Annotated in this window: 15 protein-coding genes; 14 read left to right on the top strand and 1 reads right to left on the bottom strand. The window is 57.8% G+C overall.

Translation table 11 applies throughout. From position 1 onward, the window contains the following. Positions 1–36 precede the first annotated feature (36 nt). The 10 genes from IEU99_RS01875 (at position 37) to rpsP (ending at position 16,533) form a co-directional block, all read left to right on the top strand. On the top strand, positions 37–1,497 hold the full coding sequence (locus tag IEU99_RS01875) for an alanine/glycine:cation symporter family protein (RefSeq protein ID WP_128889588.1): 1,461 nt from the start codon (positions 37–39) through the stop codon (positions 1,495–1,497). Continuing rightward, positions 1,498–1,773, top strand: a complete 276-nt coding sequence (locus IEU99_RS01870) for an acylphosphatase (RefSeq protein WP_128889589.1) — start codon at positions 1,498–1,500, stop codon at positions 1,771–1,773. A gap of 30 nt (positions 1,774–1,803) precedes the next feature. Continuing rightward, positions 1,804–5,256, top strand: coding sequence for a chromosome segregation protein SMC (smc, locus tag IEU99_RS01865; protein WP_128889590.1), 3,453 nt, complete (start codon positions 1,804–1,806; stop codon positions 5,254–5,256). Positions 5,257–5,273: 17 nt separating this feature from the next. Then, a complete protein-coding gene (locus tag IEU99_RS01860; protein WP_128889591.1) occupies positions 5,274–8,615 on the top strand; it encodes a hypothetical protein in 3,342 nt (1,113 codons plus the stop codon). Between the two features lie 49 nt (positions 8,616–8,664). Further along, positions 8,665–10,218, top strand: a complete 1,554-nt coding sequence (gene ftsY, locus IEU99_RS01855) for a signal recognition particle-docking protein FtsY (RefSeq protein ID WP_371869460.1) — start codon at positions 8,665–8,667, stop codon at positions 10,216–10,218. A gap of 176 nt (positions 10,219–10,394) precedes the next feature. Continuing rightward, the gene (locus IEU99_RS01850) at positions 10,395–11,678 is read left to right on the top strand and encodes an ammonium transporter (RefSeq protein ID WP_128889592.1); all 1,284 of its coding nucleotides are present in this window, start codon (positions 10,395–10,397) and stop codon (positions 11,676–11,678) included. Positions 11,679–11,732: 54 nt separating this feature from the next. Further along, the gene (locus tag IEU99_RS01845) at positions 11,733–12,071 is read left to right on the top strand and encodes a P-II family nitrogen regulator (RefSeq protein WP_128889593.1); all 339 of its coding nucleotides are present in this window, start codon (positions 11,733–11,735) and stop codon (positions 12,069–12,071) included. After that, complete coding sequence (locus IEU99_RS01840; protein WP_128889594.1) at positions 12,068–14,173, top strand: [protein-PII] uridylyltransferase; 2,106 nt, start codon at positions 12,068–12,070, stop codon at positions 14,171–14,173. The genes IEU99_RS01845 and IEU99_RS01840 overlap by 4 nt, the downstream gene beginning before the upstream one ends. A 39-nt stretch (positions 14,174–14,212) precedes the next feature. Further along, positions 14,213–15,802, top strand: a complete 1,590-nt coding sequence (gene ffh / locus IEU99_RS01835; protein WP_128889595.1) for a signal recognition particle protein — start codon at positions 14,213–14,215, stop codon at positions 15,800–15,802. Between the two features lie 239 nt (positions 15,803–16,041). After that, complete coding sequence (gene rpsP, locus IEU99_RS01830) at positions 16,042–16,533, top strand: 30S ribosomal protein S16 (protein WP_128889596.1); 492 nt, start codon at positions 16,042–16,044, stop codon at positions 16,531–16,533. Positions 16,534–16,586: 53 nt separating this feature from the next. Here the strand turns inward: rpsP and IEU99_RS01825 are convergent, their stop codons facing one another. Beyond that, complete coding sequence (locus IEU99_RS01825; RefSeq protein WP_123959974.1) at positions 16,587–16,949, bottom strand: cupin domain-containing protein; 363 nt, start codon at positions 16,947–16,949, stop codon at positions 16,587–16,589. 108 nt (positions 16,950–17,057) lie between these two features. Here IEU99_RS01825 and rimM point away from each other — a divergent pair, with 108 nt between their 5' ends. Genes rimM through IEU99_RS01805 form a run of 4 tightly spaced genes read left to right on the top strand, consistent with a single transcriptional unit; the run spans position 17,058 to position 21,244 of the window. Further along, positions 17,058–17,624, top strand: a complete 567-nt coding sequence (rimM, locus tag IEU99_RS01820) for a ribosome maturation factor RimM (RefSeq protein WP_128889597.1) — start codon at positions 17,058–17,060, stop codon at positions 17,622–17,624. A gap of 3 nt (positions 17,625–17,627) precedes the next feature. Beyond that, positions 17,628–18,500, top strand: a complete 873-nt coding sequence (gene trmD / locus IEU99_RS01815; RefSeq protein WP_128889598.1) for a tRNA (guanosine(37)-N1)-methyltransferase TrmD — start codon at positions 17,628–17,630, stop codon at positions 18,498–18,500. Further along, positions 18,497–18,865 (top strand): hypothetical protein, encoded by a 369-nt coding sequence (locus IEU99_RS01810; RefSeq protein ID WP_308488190.1) that lies wholly within the window; start codon positions 18,497–18,499, stop codon positions 18,863–18,865. Before trmD ends, IEU99_RS01810 begins: the two co-directional genes overlap by 4 nt. Positions 18,866–18,919: 54 nt before the next feature. Further along, positions 18,920–21,244, top strand: a complete 2,325-nt coding sequence (locus IEU99_RS01805) for a Tex family protein (RefSeq protein ID WP_128889599.1) — start codon at positions 18,920–18,922, stop codon at positions 21,242–21,244. Positions 21,245–21,335 lie beyond the last annotated feature (91 nt).

Raw genomic sequence — 21,335 nt, 5'->3', positions numbered from 1 at the left:
CATAACTCTGGGCTGGTGGGGGTTAGGATGCTGCACATGGAAAGTGTCCAAACCTTCATCGCCAATGTCATCAATGACAATCTTTGGCTGTTTATCTCCTTCCTGCTGCTCGGCGCAGGTATCTACTTTGGTGTGCGCACCCTCGTCGTGCAGATCCGGATGATCCCCGAGATGTTCCGCTCTGTGGGCGAGAAGCCCTCGGATTCCGCGACTGATGAAAAAGGCATCAGTGCATTCAAAGCGTTCAGCATTTCGGCTGCTTCTCGTGTGGGCACCGGCAACGTCGCCGGTGTGGCGGTTGCAATTACCGTGGGTGGCCCCGGTGCTGTGTTTTGGATGTGGGTCGTTGCCATCGTCGGTGGCGCCACCGCCTTCGTCGAATCGACGTTGGCCCAGTTGTGGAAGACCCGCAACGCTGATGGGTCTTATCGCGGTGGCCCGGCGTATTACATGACGCGAGGCCTCAATGCTCGTTGGCTGGCGGTGATCTTCGCTTTCGCCATCACCTTCACGTATGGCTTTGTATATAACTCGATCCAATCCAATTCGATCGCCGAGTCGATGGGCGAGTCGTTCGGGCAGGATTCCTTGTGGTTTAAGGCTCTCATCGGTTTGGTGCTTGCCATCATCACTGCGCTGATCATCTTCGGTGGTGTGCAGCGCATCGCTGATTTCACCCAGATCGTGGTGCCTGTGATGGCTGTTGCTTACCTCGTCATCGGCATCGTGGTGGTAGCGGTGAACTTCCAGGAAGTCCCCGGCATGATCGCTGATATCGTCGGCAGTGCTTTGGGCTTTAAAGAGGTACTGGGTGCAACCTTGGGTCAGGCATTCTTGATGGGTATGCGCCGCGGTCTGTTTTCCAACGAGGCCGGTGAGGGTTCTGCTCCGAACGCTGCGGCAACTGCGACTGTGTCCCACCCCGTGAAGCAGGGTCTGGTGCAAACCTTGGGCGTGTACTTCGACACGATTCTGGTGTGCTCGATTACTGCCTTCATCATTTTGCTCAACAACCCCACCTACGGTGCAGAGGTGCAAGGCGCCACGCTTACCCAGCAGTCGCTTGCAGCAGAACTCGGTGGCTGGGCAGTGCACTTCGTTACCCTGATCCTGTTCTTCTTGGCTTTCTCCTCGGTGATCGGTAATACCTACCTCGCGCAGGCGAATATTGAGTACTTCACTGAGTCGAAGGTGGTTATGACTATCTTCCGCGTGGTGGTCTTGGCATGTGTGTTCTTAGGTGCGATTGGTTCGGTGCCGCTGGTGTGGGCGCTTGGCGATACGTTCGCCGCGATCATGGTCCTGATCAACCTCACGGCCATCATCCCGATGGCAGGTATTGCGGTGAAGCTGCTGGCGAATTACTCGGCGCAAAAGGCCAAGGGCTACGATCCGGTCTTCCACGAGGACATGTTGCCTGGTGTTGCCAACATTGAGTGCTGGGATGGCTCGGATCCGGTGACGCACCGTAACGGCCAAATTGTCAGGAGTGTGTAAATGTCTGCTCGTTTAACCGCTTGGGTTCATGGCCAGGTGCAAGGCGTTGGTTTTCGTTGGTGGACGTATTCGCAGGCGAAGGAGCTGGGTCTTGCTGGTTCTGCAACGAATCTCGCTGATGGTCGCGTATGCGTTGTGGCTGAGGGGCCGCAGCAGGCATGTGAGGAATTGCTTGAGCGTTTAAGCGCGCAGGATCCCACGCGCCCGGGTCATGTGGATTCGGTGATCGAGCGTTGGTCGGAGCCGAAAGGGGTGCGTGGGTTTAGCACGCAGTAGCAGGCCAAAGGCTCTGCTAAAATTCCTCGGGTGTATTTGAAGTCGCTGACGTTAAAGGGTTTTAAGTCCTTCGCGTCGGCGACTTCTTTGAAGTTCGAGCCCGGTATCTGTGCCGTCGTGGGGCCGAATGGTTCGGGCAAGTCGAATGTGGTGGATGCGCTTGCCTGGGTGATGGGCGAGCAGGGGGCAAAGACGCTTCGCGGCGGCAAGATGGAAGACGTGATCTTCGCCGGGGCGGGGCAGCGCAAGGCTTTGGGTCGCGCAGAGGTCACCTTGACCATCGATAATGCTGATGGTGCTTTGCCGATTGAGTACTCCGAGGTGTCGGTGACTCGGCGAATGTTCCGCGATGGCGCCAGCGAGTATGAGATCAATGGTCAGCGTGCTCGCTTGATGGACATTCAAGAGCTGTTGTCGGATTCCGGCATCGGCCGCGAAATGCACGTCATCGTAGGCCAGGGGCGTTTGTCGCAAATTTTGGAGTCTCGCCCAGAGGATCGACGCGCGTTTATCGAAGAAGCCGCCGGGGTGCTCAAGCATAAGCGTCGAAAAGAAAAAGCCCAGCGCAAACTCACTGGCATGCAGGCCAATCTGGATCGCTTGCAGGACTTGACGGAGGAACTCAAAAAGCAATTGAAGCCTCTGGCCCGTCAAGCCAAGGCGGCCAAGCGTGCAGCCACAGTCCAGGCGGATCTTCGTGAGTCGCGTCTGCGTCTAGCCGGCCATCAGCTTGCTCAGCTTTACGACGCCCACGCCACCCATTCCCAGGCCTTCGATGAGGCATGTGACCTCCACGCCTCATTGCAACAGCAGATGCAAACAGCCCAGCATGCGCTGCAGCAGGCCGAGTCCGAGCTGGCGAATACCCAACCGCAGGCCCAATCGGCCCAAAAGCTCTGGTTTGATTTATCAGCGCTGAGCGAGCGTATTGCTGCGACCTCTCGGGTGGCGAGCGAGCGAGCATCGCATTTCCAACCCGTTCCCTTTCCTGGTGAAGATCCTTCGAGTTTGCTTTCTCGTGCCGAGCAAGCCGAAGCCGAGCTTGAGCAATTCGCCTCTGCTGCCGATATTGCCGCCGAGCGTTTAGAAGCAATCCGCGAAGAAGTCGAGGAGCGTGCCGAGGTTGCGGCTGAGGCTGAACGCGAGCACATGGCTCAGGTGCGTGCCATTGCCGATCACCGCGAAGGCGTGGTGCGCTTATTGGCTTCGCAGGAGTCCATTCAGCAGCAATTGCAGGCGGCGACGGCAGAATCTCAACGCTTGCATGAGCACCTGGCGGAGCAGCGTCGCCAATTGCGCGTCGCTGCAGATGAGCTTGCACATAGCGAACGTGATGCCCAGCAGCATTCTTTAAAACCCCTCCAAGAAGCCGCTGATTCTACGGCTTTGGAAGCAGCCGCCGCTGAGGAGCGCCTGGAGCAACTTCGCGAGCGCCGAGGAACCTTAGAGCGCACGATTTCGAAGTTGGAGTCGCGCATCGAAACGCTCGAGGCGAATGCACCCAAGCCTAGCGTCCAGGGTGATTTTGCTCCTTTAGCGCAGTTTCTTCGCGCAGAACCCGATGCGCAGGTGGCTCTTTCGGCAGCACTGGGTGCTTTTGCACAGGCAGTGGTAGGCGACCCCACTGCGCATTCTTGGGACGATGTGGCACGAACGGTAGTAGTGGAACAAGGCCAGGCAGATGCGTGGAGCATCGATGTGGATTTGCCTCCGCAGACCTCTTGGCTAAAAGATCACGTTCACGTTGATGATGCTGTGTCCTTGGCCGTGTATCGCTTGCTTGCCGACGTCGCACTGTGCCCCTCAACTGCTGAAGCTCAAGCCTTGGTGTCTGAAGATCCCCGGGTTCGTGCCGTCACTCGCGACGGCGTGCTCGTGGGGCAGGGCTGGATTGTCCTTGGCCGCGGGGAAAGAACTGCCTTGGATGTCGCCGCACAGGTTGAGCAAGCACGTGAAGAATTGGCCCGCGCCAATGAATCGCTTGAGTCTTTATCGGGTGTGTTTGCCGGTGCGAAGCAAGCGGCCGAAGAATCCCGCGTGGCTCAGGCCAAAGCACAGGTGGCATTGCGAGAAGCAGTGCAGCGAGATCGTGCGCTTCAACAACAACAGGAGCAATTAAGCTCGCGGCAGCATGTACTGCAGCAGCAAGTTGAACGCACGCAGCAGCAGGTGGCTGCGGCAGAGGAGCGGATCAAAGATCTTGAAGCTGACCAGGCAGCCACAGCGGATCGTTTGGCTCGTGTGGAAGATGTAGAAGATGAGCCTTCGACTGATGCTCGTGATGAGGCCTCGGCGGCATTGGCGCAAATTCGTGCCATGGAGATGGAGGCTCGGCTGAATGTTCGAGGCGCTGAGGACCGTTTAGAGCAGGCTCGGGCGAATGCGGCGGGGTTGCGTCGAAAAGCTAGCTTTGCGCAGCAAGCCAAACAGCAGCATGAACGTGAGCAGCACAAACGCGCGCACCGCGCCCAATTGGCGCATACCGTGGTGGAATTAGCAGCCCAGGTTGCCCAGCGCACGGACCGCGCCTTAGAGGAAGCGACCCATAGGCGCAGCCAACTGCAGCAGCGTCTTGAGGTGCAAAAAGCGGCCGAACACAAAGCGCGCCGGGATGTTGAGGCGCTACGTGAGCGTGTCGAGCGCGCGGCACAGCGACGCCACGAGACGGAATTGGCAGTGGGGCAAGCCGCCGTTCGTTTAGAAGAAGCTCAAACAAAATTGAGTGAGCAAACCGGTGTTCCCGCTGAAACTATTCGGGCGGATTTTGCCCCAGCGGAAGATTTCGACCTTGAGGCAGAGCGCGAACGCCTGCAGCAAGCCGAACGCGATCTGCGATCTTTGGGCAAGATTAATCCTTTGGCGCTTGAGGAGTTCAAGGCTTTAGAAGAGCGCTACGAGTTCTTATCGACGCAACTGGCCGATGTGGAGCAGGCTCGTCGTGATTTGCGAGGAGTCATCAACGATGTTGATGCGAAAATTCTGCAGCTTTTTAGCGATGCCTGGCGTGATGTTGAAGCGGAGTTCCCGAAGGTCTTTTCCACGCTCTTTCCTGGAGGCGACGGGCGATTAGTGCTCACCGACCCAGACGATATGCTCAGCACCGGCATCGAGGTGGAGGCCCGCCCGCCGGGGAAGAAGGTCAAGCGTTTGTCGCTGCTTTCTGGTGGCGAAAAGTCGCTGACTGCCCTTGCCATGCTGGTGGCCATTTTCCGGGCGCGCCCGAGTCCTTTCTATGTGATGGATGAGGTTGAGGCCGCGCTGGATGATGTGAATTTGCGGCGTTTGATTGCGTTATTTGAGCAGCTTCGCCAAGATTCGCAGCTCATTGTGATTACTCACCAAAAGCCAACCATGGACATAGCAAATGTGCTGTATGGAGTCACGATGCGTGGTGATGGCGTCACCCGAGTGATTTCTCAGCGCATGTCGCGCGCACCCGAGCAAGGCAGTAGTGTTACACCGTTGCCAAATGCTTCACACTAAATAAGGACGGTTCATTTATGGGCGATGCAGGCCATCCGATTGCTGATCTCAACGACTCTTTGCTGGGGTGGGCTTCTCAAACCGAGCTGGAATTGTCACAGCAACTCAGCGATTGCACCATCGTCGCAGATCTCCATTTGGCAAGTGATGAGCTCGAGCGCATCGAAAGGCTCTATGGCATCTTCTTATCGCGCCAGCTCGCAGCCGGTGCAAGTCTTGCGCCCCTGTTGCTCATCAGTCCTGCCTTAACGTTAACCACCCTGGTTGATCGTGCATTTAAGCTTGTCGACGCCCCACGCTTCGCCCAAGAATACGCCGCAGGTTTGGGCATTGATGCCGACATTGACCTCGCGGCTTTATTGCCGCAACTGCTTGAAAAGTTCGGCTTCGAAGATCTCGACGTGGATCCGGTAGAGCTGTTGTGCTTGCACGCAGGCATCATTCGCAATGATGTGCCCGGCCTGCTTGAGGCCCTTGATTTTGAGCGCCCCCTGCCGGAGTTGGTGCAGCTTTCGCAGGCAAAGATGCCAGAGGTAGCCCAAAGGATTGCCCGTGGTGTGGAAGCGCTTCGCGCATTCGCCATCGCGCATCCGGATTCTTGGTTCGACCGTGACCGTTCTTCGCTGCCTCCACTGCCTGCCGCTCTTGCAGAAGCTTTGGCTGCGGAATTGCGAGAACGCCCGATTGGCACCGAAGACCGTGATTCGGTGGTGGGTGTGGCCAATCGCGAGATGCGTCCGCGCATCCTTTTCGATACGCAGCGCAATAAAGTGTGCCTGCGTTTGCCTGAACAGCGCGTGCCGCGTCATGCCGACGGCAGCTTCGGTGAGGTGAATTGGCGGGTCAGCATGGAGGGCACCACGAAGGTGTACCGCACGGCCAACCCTTGGCACACCGCGAGCGGTTATGCCGATACCCTCGATGTGAGCATCGATCATCCTGTCCGCGAGGTCACGGTGCAGGATTTGTCCAATGGCATTACCTGGACGGTTCCGGTGCTTGGCGAAGACGCCGCACTCGTGTTCAGCGCCCGCGGTGCCAACATGAGCGATAAGGCTTCCCTGCACTATGCCACGATGCTCGTGGTTGCCCCGAGTGATGCGGTCGTTAGCGACGTTGTGCATGGAAGGGAGCTCGAACCCAGCAGCACCTTTGGTGTGCAATGGGAGGGCTGGACGGTGCGAAGCTTCGATCTTTCGCACGCATCGTCACTTGCAGTGACCCAAGCTGGCGAAACGCCCAGGATGGAGCGAGTACGCAGCGTCGATACGCGCCAACGCGTGCGCTTTATCGCCCCTGAGCCTTTCGAATTTCTCAAGTCTGCCTCCGGCCTTGCGGTGCACAATGCCTCCTTGGTGGCCGAATTTCCTCCCACGCCCTCTGGCCAGGAAGAAGTGTGGCAACTGTCCATCTCCTCCTATGGCGGCGTGGGACATGCTGGTGAAGAAATTGCAGCGCCGGAAGAGTTGGCCATTCCCGCCGAAGGTGGCGCTTTCGCGGTCTTCGACCCTGAGCTTTACGACGCCCCCTGGGTCGGCGAATATCTGGTGCGCTTAAGAGGACCGCGCAATGAATCCTTCCGCCATGAATTCGCCATCGTGGAGGGGCTGCGTGCCTCGATCGCCATGCAGGGCGTAAGCAAACACCTGAGAATCCCTACCGCCGGCGGTCTGAGCGAGACTACGTTGACGGTGAAGTCGGGGGAGAAGCCCTTCGATGTCAGCCCGCGCCAGATTGAAGTCTCGACTGATCAGCCCAGTGCTCAGTGCGTGATTTCTACTGAAGAGGGCGATCAATTGCCGCTTCGCTGCACGCCTTCGCGTTTGGTGTTTGAGCTTCCCACCGTCAGCGAGCCTGCGATGTGGCGTGCCCGTCGTTTGCAGCTCGACCCTTCGGATATTGCCATGGACGCGATGTTGCGGGTGCGTGCTGGCGGCACGATGAAGGATGCGAAGGTGACGGTCCGTAACCATCACGGTTCGCCGCTGAAAACCACGCGTCTGCAAAGCGATGACCACATCACCTACTTTGCGCCACTTGCAGCTTTGGCGGGGCAGTCCGCCAAGTTGCCCACCGGGCGTGTGGATCTGGAATGGACGGATCCAACAGGTGCAAGGATTTCGGTGGCCATCGCCGATGTGGCCGCGAGGCCTCAACCAGAGGTGCGCTTGGAGCAAGCAACCCTGTTTGCCGATGCCGAGGCAGTGTGGGTGTGGCCATCGACGGCACCGTGGGAACCTGCGCGTGCTTTTAGCCTGGATGACGGCCAGGTGCAATTGCCAGACAATTACATTGACGCTGGTGATTTGCTGGTTCAGCCATTTGCCATGGACCCCTTCATGACGCTGATTGCGCCAGTCTCGCCGAGCGCTCACGCACAGCGCATTGAACAAGAGGGCTACTTCTTAAGCGCTGATCCTAAGTTGCAGGAGTTGGCAGCATTTTTGGCAGGCGAACAAGAACATGCCCCAAGCGATCCGGCAATCATGCCGGTGCTGTGGGATATGGTCACCACCGGTGTGGCTGTAGGGGAGAGCGCCCGCGGCGTTCGCGAGGTCTTTAGCGCTCATCCTTCGGCTGCACTCAGTGGTCTTTCTGCCTCCTTGGTTCCCGCGCACCTGCAACCCGGGCGCGTGGTGGAGTCCGGTTTGGTGCGTGCACGCTTTGGGCTTGCCGACGACCTCACGCCGCATCGCGTCCCGTGGATCGGCACCTTGGAACTGCTCGGCTCTTTAGCAGAGGGCCAATCCTCGCGTGCGCTGCTTCAGCAACTTCGCGCGCTTGCCGGAGAAAACCTCATCACCGCCTTGCAAACTGCTCGCGACACCACCCTTGATAGTGCGTGCATTGATAAATCCACCGTTGCTATCGCTGGCATGGACGCCGCCCAGCAGGAGGCGCTGCTGGAGATGTTCTTCTCGCGTTCGAAGATTGTCCCTGGTTTGCTCATGGACGATGCCACTCGTTTATTGGCGGTGTTCGAGACGTTCAATCACCGCGAAGCGCTGAGCGGCTTGCTGTCTGATGAAGGCCTCATCAAATCCTCGGTGACCTTGCTCAGGACGCTTCGAAGCGCCAATAAGCAGCTCTATGCCATGGCGCGCGTGCGCTTTGACAAGCTCGATGGTGTCGATACTGAAGCGAGTGAAAACCTGTGGGCGCTCGCGCCGGTGGTTTCGATGGTGCTGGCACTGGTGGCTCGCATGCAGGCGCACGGGATGATTACTTCGAATAAAACTCTGGATGCCGCAACCCCAGGTTGGGCAGCGATGGCAGATATCGTTCCTGATTTGGTCACTGGTGATTTAATTGCCGCCGATGCGGTGGTGGTGGCTTTAAGCAACGCCAGTGAGGAGTAAATGGGGTGCCAAGGTGTTTTCATGAGGAGTTTTTGCCACACTTAAGGGCATGAGCACCGAAATGATGATGTACCTTGGCATCGCCGTTGTAGCGTTGCTGCTGCTAATTGCCCTCGTTGTATGGGGGCTTAAGCGCAAGCGTTCGAAGACGATCAGCTTTGAAGCTCCAGAACAAAAAGAGCTTTCCCAGGCAGATAAATCCGGCAATTATCAGGCAACCGGCGGTTTTAATTTCCAGCCTGCTGCCAAAGAGCCGGTGCTGCGCGATGATCAGTCCGTGCCAGCCAAGCAGCAAGAAGCTAAGGCACCATTCGATTTGCCGCAAGCGGCCCGTGAACAAGACGGCGAACCGGCACCCTTCGATTTGCCTGATACTCCTCGCGAGGAAGAAGCGCCCGCTCCTTTCGATCTGCCTGAAACCCCGCGTGAAGAAGACGAGCCCTTCGATCAACCGGATCAGGATGCCGAAGCTGTCGAGCAAGCACCTGAGTCTGAAGAACAACCTGAGCTAGAAGATACATTCCAGGAGCTCGAGGAATTCGAAGAAGATGAAGCCGAAGAAGAGCCACTCGAGCATGCTGACCCCGAGCAGCCGATTGCTCCGGTTGAGACTGAGCCAGCAGTCGTTGAACAAGAGGCTGATCAGGTTGTAGAAGCCGAAACGTCTCCCCGCGAAGAGATTGCTCCTGCTGCAGGGCGCATTGGCAAATTGCGTGGGCGCCTCTCGCGTTCTCAAAATGTCATCGGTAAGTCCGTGCTGGGCATGCTCACCGCCGGCGATCTGGATGAGGATGCCTGGGAGGATATTGAGGCGCAGCTTATTCAGGCTGATCTCGGTGTAAATATCACCACCAAGGTGGTTGATCAATTGCGCGAGAAGATCGCCGAGCGCGGTGTGGAAAGCGAGCAACAAGCCCGTGCGATGCTGCGTGAGTGCCTCATTGATGCCTGCAAGCCCGATATGGACCGATCGATTAAGGCGATGCCTTATGAGGGTAAGCCCGCGGTGGTGCTGGTGGTTGGTGTCAATGGCACCGGTAAGACCACGACTACCGGCAAGTTGGCTCGAGTTCTTGTTTCGATGGGCCACAAGGTCACCCTCGGTGCTGCCGATACCTTCCGTGCCGCTGCAGCGGATCAATTGGAAACGTGGGGTCGTCGTGTAGGCGCGAAGACGGTGCGTGGTGCAGAAGGCGCCGATCCTGCTTCGGTGGCGTTTGATGCCGTGGCTAAGGGCGTGGAAGAGCAGGCTGATGTTGTGGTGATCGATACCGCCGGCCGTTTGCATAACTCCTCGAACCTGATGGATCAGCTTGGCAAGGTCAAGCGTGTGGTGGAAAAGAAGGCCAAGGTCGATGAGGTCTTGTTAGTGCTCGATGCCACCACTGGCCAAAACGGTTTGACCCAGGCTCGCATCTTTAGCGATGTGGTGCAGATTTCCGGTGTGGTGCTGACCAAGCTCGATGGCACCGCCAAGGGCGGCATCGTCTTCCAGGTGCAAGAAGAACTCGGTGTTCCGGTGAAGTTGGTTGGCCTTGGAGAAGGCGCCGATGATCTGGCTCCCTTCGAGGTTGAAGGCTTTGTAGATGCCTTGTTGGGCTAATTACTAGCCGGCTCAATAACACCCTGTGACCTGTCAAAAGTCGCAGGGTGTTTTTCTTATGCCTCGGGGGTAACCCTAATTTCTATCACTTGATAGTAATTGAGTTTCTATCGTGCTACAGTTTTTGCAGACCTGCACAATTCCAAGGTGTGCGAGGCAATGAGAGGAGCACGTATATGGACACAGGAAATGCTGCTTGGATGCTGATATCGGCCTCACTCGTGCTGCTGATGACGCCAGCGCTGGCACTGTTCTATGGCGGCATGTCACGCCAAAAGTCGGTACTGAACATGATGATGATGAGCTTCGGCGCCGCCGGAGTCGTGGGCATCATCTACGTCCTCTGGGGCTGGTCGATGTCCTATGGGCCAAGCCTTGCGGGAATTATCGGTAATCCCTTCGCAGCCTTCGGGCTTAGCGATTCCTTCGACCAAAGTGGCACGGCGATCGTCGGCGAGCAGGGATACCCCCAAATCATCGACGTTGCCTTCCAGCTCACCTTCGCCGTGATCTCCACGGCACTCATTTCGGGTGCACTGGCTGAACGAGTCCGCTTCGGCACCTGGCTGTGCTTCGCAGGCGGCTGGGCTACCTTCGTGTACTTCCCAATCGCCCACATGGTCTGGAGTGGTGGCCTGCTGTCGCACGCCAGCGAAAGCCTGTCCGGCTGGATCTTCGGTGTTAGCGATGGTCAAGCCAAGATCGAGCCCATTGACTTCGCCGGTGGCGTGGTAGTCCACATCACTGCAGGCACCGCGGCCTTGGTGCTCGCCATCGTGGTGGGTAAGCGTCATAGCTGGCCACACCGTCCGCACAACCTTCCCATGGTGATGCTCGGCGCAGCACTGCTGTGGTTTGGTTGGTTCGGCTTCAACGCAGGTTCGGCTTTCGCTGCTGATGGCCTTGCCGGTTTGGCCTGGATCAACACCACCGTTGCCACCGCGGCAGCAATGCTGAGCTGGCTGCTTGTCGAGCGCCTCCGTGATGGTCACGCCACCTCTCTTGGTGCAGCTTCGGGCGTCGTCGCCGGTCTGGTCACCATCACCCCGGCCGCCGGTGTGCTCACGCCGGTGTGGGCCATCGTGATCGGTGCCATCGGTGGCGTGGTCGCAGCCTTCGGTGTCGGCCTGAAATTCCGCTTCGGCTACGACGACTCCCTCGACGTGGTTGGTGTCCACCTCTTCGCAGGACTCTGGGGCACGATCGCCGTTGGCCTGGTCGCTACCGACGATGGGCTGCTGACCGGCGGTGGGGCAGATGGATTCCGTTTGCTGATCATGCAAGCCCTCATCGCCATCGTGGCAATGGTGTGGTCTGGCCTGGTGACGTGGCTGCTGGCCTGGGCTTTGCAGAAGACCATGGGCTGGCGAGTAGAGAAGGAAGCAGAATTTGATGGCATCGACCAAGCGCTGCACGCAGAAAGCGCCTACGAGCAATCCGCCCAGCGCTATGCGCACTAGACTATTGGCAATCACCGCTATACAAGGCGTTAGAACAATCCGAGGAGTTTGACCATGAAGCTGATCACCGCCATCATCAAGCCGTTTACCTTGGTGGATGTGAAAGATTCCTTAGAACAACTCGGCATTCACGGCCTGACTGTTTCTGAGGTCCAAGGGTATGGCCAGCAAAAAGGCCACACAGAGGTCTACCGTGGCGCCGAGTACGCGGTGGATTTTGTGCCCAAGCTCAAGCTCGAGGTCGTCGTCGACGATCAGCTTGTCGACGACACCCTCGACGCCATCGTGGAAGCCGCCCGAACCGGCAAGATCGGCGATGGCAAGGTGTGGGTCAGTCCTGTAGAGACGCTGGTGCGAGTGCGCACCAATGAGCGTGGCACTGCAGCGCTTTGATCAGCCCCGCCGAACGTCGAAAAGCTGCGGCTGACAAAGCCTATGAGCTGTTGGGCGGTATCGACATACCGCCCGGCGCCGCACTCGTTGCCACCGGGTCGCTGGCAACAAACACCATGGCTCCGCACTCGGATATCGACGCGCTGCTGATATGCGAGCCAGGCATCGAGGTCCCTGAATCCCTGTGGTACCCGCTGTGGGAATCGAAGATGCGCGCCGATACCGCGGTACGCACCGTCGATGAATGCGCGCAAGTAGCGGCCTCCGATATCACCGCGGCCTTCGGAATGCTGGAGATGAAGCACCTGCGCGGTGAAGAAGCACTCACGCAACGCGCCAGGGAAGCGGTGCTGCAGCAGTGGCGAGTGATGGTTCGGAAAAATTTCGAGCAGATCCTCGATACGGCCATCGCTCGCTGGCGGCGTTCAGGTTCCGTGGTGAGCATGACTCGCCCGGATATTAAGCACGGTCGCGGTGGATTGCGCGATATTCAATTAATTCAAGCACTTGCCCTCGGCAACGTCTGCGACCCGCCTCAGCTTGATGCGGAAATGCAATTGCTTCTCGACGTTCGCACGCTCTTGCACCACACCACCCGCAGAGCACGCGACGTCCTCGACCCGGAATTTGCCGTCGATATCGCCATTGAGCTGGGATTTGAGGATCGTTATAGCCTGGCTACCACCCTGGCGCACAACGCTCGCTCCATCGACGCGGCCTTGGCCAAAGCCTTGCAACAGGGCAGGGACTTAGTTCCTCGCCGGTTCGTGCGAGCCCAGCCGCGCAAGCCTATCGACGTCGACGTGGTGGAAGTAGCAGGCGAAGTGGCCTTGGCGCGCAAGGCGCGTTTAGAGGATCCCTGGTTGCCGCTTCGCGTTGGTGCCTCCTCAGTGCGCACCGGTTTACCCATTGCTAAAAACGTGTGGAAGCAACTTGAGCAGACCCCCACGCCACCGCAGCTATGGCCCAAAAGCGCTGTTACTGATTTTTTTGCCGTGTTGAGCTCTGCTGAACACACCATCCGTGTGGTGCGAGAACTCGACGAGCACGGACACTGGTCCAATGTGGTTCCGTGGTGGGATGCCATCCGCGACCGGATGCCACGAGAACCCATCCACATCCACACCATCGATCAACACTGCCTGGAAGTCGTGGCGCTGTGTGCCCAGCAAGGTGTGGAAGTGCCGCGTCCGGATCTTCTAGCCTTGGCGGCACTGTTTCACGATATTGCTAAAGGCCAAAACCGACCGCACGCAGCCTTAGGCGCAGAATATGTCACCGAAATGGCAGCGCGGCTGCAATTGCCCCTCAGGGATCAGCAAGTGGTGTCCACCCTGGTGGCAGAGCACACCACCATCTTTGAGCTGCTGCAGCACAACGACCCTCAAGATCCAAGCCTTGCCGAGCAATTCTTGGACTGCTTGAACTTCGACCCCCTTGCGCTGCAACTCATGGAAGTGCTCGTCGAATCCGATAGCAAAGGCACAGGCCCTGGTGTGTGGACGCCGATGCGGGCTCATAACGTAGCCCAGGTGTGCCAACAGGCACGCAGCAACCTCAACCAACTGTGCTTTATTGCGCCGCATATCAGCCACCAAGCTTCGCTTGCCTTGATTCCCGATGCCACCTCCAGCAATGAAGCAACGGTGCAATGGTCAGGGGAGTATCTGCGCGCGATCGTGAGAGTCTTGGCGTTGATTGCCGCAAAGAACTGGAATATCACTCAAGCCGCCCTGGTGGTCGACGATGACGGGGTGCGGGCAGAATTTCAGGTTCGCAACCACACAGGTACCGCATTTGACCCCGTCGAATTCAACCAGGCCTACAACTCAGGAGTCTTTTCCTCATTGCCGGACCTCGACCCAGGCCCTGTGGCCACCGCGTGGCAAGGCGATGTGCTTGAAGTGCGCACCTTAGACCGCAGGGCAGCGCTCGGCGCGTGTATCGGGGCGTTACCCGAGGTGCAGTGGTTAAGCCAACAGTTACGTGGCGGCACAATGATTGCCCAATGCAAGCTTGTCGACGGCTTCGATCGCGCCAAGGTGGAACGTGACGTGACCCGGGTGCTCTCGAACGGCTACCATGGGTACGTTCAACCCTGATCCACTTTTTTGAATCAACCCGCAAGGAGCGTGCAAAACGTGTTCGAGTCTCTCTCAGATCGCCTCAGTGGAGCGCTATCCGGCCTGCGCTCTAAAGGCAAGGTCACCGAGGCGGACATCAATGCCGTCGCACGCGAGATCCGCCTCGCGCTGCTCGAAGCCGACGTTTCGCTGCCGGTGGTTCGTGGATTTATCAAGCGCATCAAAGAACGTGCTCTCGGCGTAGACGTTTCCAAGGCACTGAACCCTGCCGAACAAGTGATCAAGATCGTCAACGAGGAACTCACACAGATCCTTGGTGGCGAAACTCGTCGCCTGAATCTGGCTAAGACACCACCGACGGTGATTATGCTCGCCGGCCTCCAAGGTGCAGGTAAAACCACCCTGGCAGGTAAATTGGCGCACCACCTTGCAAAGCAGGGACACACCCCCATGCTGGTGGCCTGCGACTTGCAGCGCCCAGGTGCCGTTCAGCAGTTGCAGATCGTTGGTGAGCGCGCCGGGGTTCCTACCTTCGCTCCCGATCCCGGTACCTCGATCGATTCCAGCGACCACGAGATGGGCACCTCCCACGGTGATCCTGTCGCGGTTGCCCGCGAGGGTATTGAAGAGGCGAAGCGCCGCCAGCATGACATCGTGATTGTCGACACCGCTGGTCGTTTGGGTATCGATGAAACCTTGATGACCCAGGCGCGCAATATCCGCGATGCCGTCAATCCGGATGAAGTCCTGTTCGTGATCGACTCGATGATCGGTCAGGACGCTGTTAATACCGCCGAAGCCTTCCGCGATGGTGTGGACTTCACCGGTGTTGTATTGACCAAGCTCGATGGCGATGCCCGCGGTGGTGCCGCGCTTTCGATCCGTGAAGTGACCGGCAAGCCGATCATGTTTGCCTCCACCGGTGAGAAACTCGATGATTTCGACGTCTTCCACCCCGAGCGCATGGCCAGCCGTATCCTCGGCATGGGCGATATTCTCACCCTGATCGAGCAGGCTGAGCAGAAGCTCGACCAAGAAGAAGCGCTGAAAAATGCTCAAAAGCTTGGCAGTGGTGAGCTCACCCTCGACGACTTCCTCAACCAAATGCTCATGGTTCGTCGCATGGGCCCCATCGGCAACATTTTGAAGATGCTGCCAGGTGGCAAGCAGATGTCGCAGATGGCCGACATGGTTGATGAAAAGCAGCTCGACCGCATCCAAGCCATTATCCGCGGCATGACTCCTGCCGAGCGTGAAAACCCGAAGATCTTGAACGCTTCTCGACGCAAGCGCATTGCCAATGGTTCCGGTGTTGCTGTCTCGGAAGTGAACCAATTGGTTGAGCGCTTCTTCGAAGCGAAGAAGATGATGGGCAAGATGAGCAGCCAATTCGGCATGGGCGGTGGCGGACGTAGTGCCACGAAGAAAAAGCCCAAGGGCCGTAAGGGCAAAAATGGCAAGCGTAAGCCTGTGAAGAATAAACCACGTCAGCCTCAGATGCCGGGTATGCCAGGCATGCCGGGCATGGGTGGCGGCATGCCGGATATGGCCGAATTACAAAAGCTTCAGCAGCAAATGGGTGGAATGAAGCTGCCCAAGGGGATGGAAAATATCGACCTCGATAACTTGAACTTCGGCAAGAAGTAAAAAACCACAGTGGGGCGTCGACAAGCAATTGCGGCGCCCCTTTGGGGATCTTGGCGCAAAAGGTGTATAGTGCCAAGGGTTGTGGCTTTTTAAGCCGTGCAACTACAAGCAGACACCGTCAGCGTCTACGGTCGCCCGGTGGTCACCTGCTTGAAAAATCCAAGGGATAAACCGGCTGCGCCGCGCATTGGTGCAGCGTCTGTATTTCCCCGTGACCAAGAAGTAAAGGACTTAACACAATGGCAGTCAAGATTAAGCTGCAGCGCCTGGGCAAGATTCGTACCCCGCACTACCGCGTGGTGATCGCTGATGCCCGTACCCGTCGCGATGGCAAGGTCATCGAGAACATCGGCATCTACGAGCCCAAGCAAGAGCCCTCCTTGATCAAGATCGACTCCGAGCGCGCTCAGTACTGGCTCGGCGTTGGCGCACAGCCCACCGAGCCCGTGCTCGCCCTGCTCAAGGTGACCGGCGACTGGCAGAAGTTCAAGGGCATCGACGGCGCCGAAGGCTCCCTGAAGACCGCCGAGGCAAAGCCCTCCAAGCTTGAGCTGTTCAACCAGGCACTGGCTGAGGCCAACGAAGGCCCCACCGCTGAGGCCATCACCGAGAAGAAGCGCAAGGCCAAGGAAGAGGCTGAGGCTAAGGCCGCGAAGGAAGCTGAAGAAGCTGCCAAGGCTGAGGCTGCTGAGGAATCCGCTGAAGAAGCAAGCGAAGAAGCTGCTGAGTAAGCATTCCTGAAGAAAACACACCGCGATCTTCATTGCAAAGATCGCGGTTTTTCTTAACTTGAGGTGTGCATCTGCAACCCCAACACCGCGTCTTGTTCAGCGCGCACCCAGTGCGGCTCCATTTTCGGCAGATACAACATCTGGCCAGGAGTCAGGGTGATCTGCTGGCCCTGCCAGCCAAATTCCAAGGCGCCCTCGAGGCACTGCACGGTAATAGGCCATGCCGCCTTATGTTCTCGCAGCTCCTGGCCTGGGCGGAAACGAAACAGGATCACATTGCAGCCTTCGGCTTCTAGTACCCGCTGCACGCTGGGCACTTTTCTATCAGAAGGCGCGGGGGCGTCATTGGCGCTAAACAGGCCGGGCACATGCTGCTGAGCGGCCTGGCCAAAAGTCTCTGGAGTGTTGGTCTGCATAATGTACGAGCTTAATTCGCTTCACGCGCTGTAACAGTCCACGTGGTGGAGAACACCCAAGCTGAGCCTGTGCTTCAACACAGGGTGTGGGCTGCTAGCTTTGAGGGCGTGAAAGCTAGCGAAGATCAGGTACAAATCGGCCGTGTGATTAAGCCTCACGGTATCCGTGGCGAACTGGTGGTAGACCCCACCACCGATGACCCCCAAGGGCGTTTTGCCCCAGGTGAGGTGCTGCGCGGTGTACAAACCGGCAAGGAGCTTTCGCTCACCGTCAAAGCCATGCGAGCGCACCAACAACGCTTGTTGGTCAGCTTCGAAGAAGTCCCCGACCGCACGGCAGCCGAGCGTCTGCGGGGCGTGCGATTTTTCGCAGCACCCATCGAAGAAGATGAGGCTTTTTACGACCATGAGCTCGAGGGCTTAAGAGTGCTCAACGTTGGTGCTGTCGACGCCGAAGAAGCCAACGCACGCGCTTATGAAGGCGCGCAGCCTGAACCCGAAGACATCGGTGAGATCGCCCGCGTCATGCGCGGGCCTGCCCACCGCTTGCTCGTCGTGGCACTAGATGAAGGCGGCGAAGCCATTGTGCCCTTCGTTCACGAGATCGTCCCGATCGTCGATCTTGATAACGAAGCCATTGTGATCACACCCCCCGATGGCCTTCTGGAGCTATAGATCATGGCGCTTCGTATCGATGTGGTGAGCATCTTTCCGGAATATCTCGATCCATTCCGCCACGCCTTGCTTGGCAAGGCAATTGAGCAGCAGATCTTAAGCGTAGGGGTGCACGATCTGCGCCAATGGGCCAGCGATAATCACAAGTCGGTGGATGATTCGCCCTATGGTGGCGGCCCCGGCATGGTGATGAAAGCCGAAGTGTGGGGTGCAGCCCTTGACGATGTTGCAGCCCATACCGGCCCTGCGGCCGATAAACATTTGGTTTCTGCCACACCGCATCTCTCACGCCCCAGGCACGACGCCCTTCAAGGCATCGAACAAGTTGGTTATCCCGAGCACTCCCAGGCAGATGAGCGTCCTTTATTGCTCGTGCCCACGCCGGCGGGAACCCCTTTTACTCAAGCCGATGCCCAGGCCTGGTCAAATGAACAGCACATTGTGTTTGCTTGCGGCAGATACGAAGGCATTGATCAGCGAGTCTTCGAAGATGCGGCACGACGCTACCGGGTACGGGAAGTATCGATCGGTGATTATGTGCTCATCGGTGGGGAAGTAGCAGCACTCGTGATTGCAGAAGCAGTGGTGCGATTGATCCCCGGGGTCTTGGGCAATCGCCAAAGCCACGAAGAGGATAGTTTTTCGGATGGTCTTTTAGAAGGGCCAAGCTATTCCAAACCACGCCAATGGCGAGGCCTTGCCGTGCCCGAGGTCTTATTGTCTGGCAACCACCAACTAGTGGCGCAGTGGCGCAGGCAAGCCTCTTTGCAAAGAACATTCGAACGCCGCCCAGATTTGCTCGATAGTGCGGACTTAAGCCCTGAAGACGTAGCCTTTCTTCAGACATATCAACAACAGCGCAGCAAGGAGCAATGATGAAAGCTATCTCCACTGATATGCAGGTGCTGATGAGCCCACGTGATTGGCAGCATCTGGCGCAGGTTATGCCAGAGATTCTTAAAAAAGCTGGGTACCAGGTGGAGCAGATCCACGCAGAGGAAGTCGATCTCACCTGCGAGCCAGACAATATGCTGATTACTCAATACCAGCAGCAGCATGGTCAATTGGCGCCGAGTCTTAGGCTGCATCGCCTAGTGATCAATGGAGCAAGTGACCTTGATCTACGCGCTGCTACGCGCGCGGTGGCGGAGAGCTTCCCTCCGGATACCTATTGGTATGGCACTTCCAACCACGGACACACCGAGCCGGGAGTCAATGCTGCCTGTGCCTGGCAAGACTGAAGCTTTCGGTGGCAAGGCTGAAGCCTTCGGTGGCGGGGCGCTAGAATCGCACGAATGACATCGCGCATCGCATCCCTCATTGCTAAGGAATTGTCTACAACGCCTCCGAAAATTGAGGCTGCCATCAACTTGCTCGACGAGGGCAACACTGTGCCATTTATTGCCAGGTACAGAAAAGAAGTAACCGGTGGCCTCGATGATTCCCAACTGCGCCAAATCGAAGAACGCCTGGTGTATCTGCGTGAACTCGAAGCCAGAAAGCGCGTGGTGCTTGAGGCTATCGAAGAACAAGGCAAGCTGGATCAACACCTCAAGGCCTTGATCGAAGAATGCGACACCAAAGCTCGGCTGGAGGATCTGTACCTTCCGTTTAAAAAACGTCGAAAAACAAAGGCCGATAAAGCCCGTGAGGCGGGGCTTGAGCCCCTCCTGGATCAGCTCATCGCTCAACCCGAAGCCCAGGCCGAGGCTCTGGCCGAGGGCTATGTCGGCGCCGAGATCGCCGATACGAAAGCCGCGCTTGATGGCGCCCGCGCGATTTTGATTGATCGCCTCGCCCTCGATGCGGACCTGGTTGGCCAACTGCGTCAGAAGATGTACGAGGAAGGCCAGTTGCGTGCCAAGGTCACTGAGGGCAAGCAAGACCTCGGTGCCAAATACCGCGACTACTTCGATTTCGAAGAGCCTTTTACCCAGCTTCCAAGCCACCGCATCCTCGCGCTGCTTCGTGGGGAACAAGAGGGAGTGCTGAGCCTGGAGATGGACGCCGGAGACGACGCCATCTTCGAACAACGCATCGCAGAGCACGCGGGCTTGGACACCTCCTCGCCGTGGCTGCACAAGGCCGTCCACTTTGCCTGGCGCACGAAATTACAAGTTTCTGCAGGCTTAGATGTGCGGATGCGTCTGAAGGAATTTGCCCAAGAGCAAGCCTTGGATGTGTTTGCGAAGAATCTTCGCGATGTTCTCCTTGCCGCACCGGCAGGCGAACGCGCCACCTTAGGGCTCGACCCCGGCTACCGCAATGGTGTGAAGTGCGCAGTGGTGTCTTCAACCGGCAAGGTGCTCGAAACGCTCATTGTGTATCCACACAAGCCACAGCAACGATGGGCTGAGGCCGTAGAACAGCTCGCCACCGCCTGCGCTACGCATCGTGTGGAGCTGATTGCAGTGGGCAATGGCACCGCTTCGCGCGAAAGCGAAAAACTCGCCCAAGAAGTAGCGGATCTGATTCACAAAGCCGGTGGCCAACGCCCAACCCCGGTGGTGGTGAGCGAATCAGGTGCCTCGGTCTATTCGGCTTCGGCCCTTGCCGCCCAGGAATTTCCCACCATGGATGTTGCGCTGCGCGGAGCAGTATCAATTGCGCGACGGCTCCAAGATCCCTTGGCGGAGTTGGTCAAGATTGATCCCAAGGCCATTGGTGTGGGGCAATATCAGCACGATGTTCAACAACAGGCTCTAGCGCGCACCTTGGATGCAGTCGTAGAAGATGCCGTGAATGCGGTTGGTGTAGACGTCAACACCGCCTCCGCGCCACTGCTGGCCCGAGTTGCAGGGGTAACGCCGAGTATTGCCGAGCACATTGTGGCCTACCGCGATGAGCATGGCGCTTTCGAAGGCCGCGAGCAGTTGCGCAAGGTTCCACGACTTGGGCCAAAAGCCTTTGAGCAATGTGCAGGCTTTTTAAGGGTCAGGGGCAATAACCCCCTCGATGCCTCGGCGGTGCACCCAGAAGCCTATGGTGTGGTTGCGGATATGGCTGCGCACACTGGTTTAGAGGTATCTGCCTTAATTGCTAATACTTCGGTGCTGCGTTCTTTGGATCCTCAGCAATTTATCCGCGGCGATTTTGGTGAACCCACCATCAAAGACATCATCGCCGAGTTAGACAAACCTGGCCGAGATCCTCGACCAGAATTTAAAACGGCCCAGTTCCAAGAAGGCGTTGAAACGTTAAGCGATCTCCGCGAGGGCATGATCCTCGAAGGGACAGTGACGAATGTGGCTGCCTTCGGCGCCTTTGTCGATGTCGGGGTGCACCAGGATGGGTTGGTGCATGTCTCTGCGATGGCGAATCATTTTGTGTCGGATCCGCATGATGTGGTGCGATCCGGCGAAGTGGTGAAGGTCAAAGTGCTCGAGGTTGATGTTGATCGCAAGCGCATCGCCTTGAGCATGGTGCTCGATCAGGATTCTCCACAGCAACGTCGAGGAGCAAGGCCTCAGGCCAAAGCCGACCGACAGCGCGGCGCCAACCCCAAACACAGCGCCAAGCCCAACGCCAGGGCCAAGCAATCAGGCAAGAAGCAGCAGCGCAAGCAGGCACCGGTGGCTAATTCGGCTATGGCTGAGGCATTGAAGCGCGCTGGGCTCTAGAGGATTTTGCGCAAAGCCCAGGAGCTGGCATAATGGCTCGAGTTGTTCGCTTTGTGCTGTGCGAGAGCGCAAAGAGGGCTGCACATTTTGC

Origin of the sequence: Corynebacterium pelargi (genome assembly GCF_014635485.1) — a bacterium.
Taxonomy (GTDB): domain Bacteria; phylum Actinomycetota; class Actinomycetes; order Mycobacteriales; family Mycobacteriaceae; genus Corynebacterium; species Corynebacterium pelargi.
Note: the sequence above shows the minus strand (reverse complement) of the source record. Positions and strands in the feature narration are given on the sequence as shown.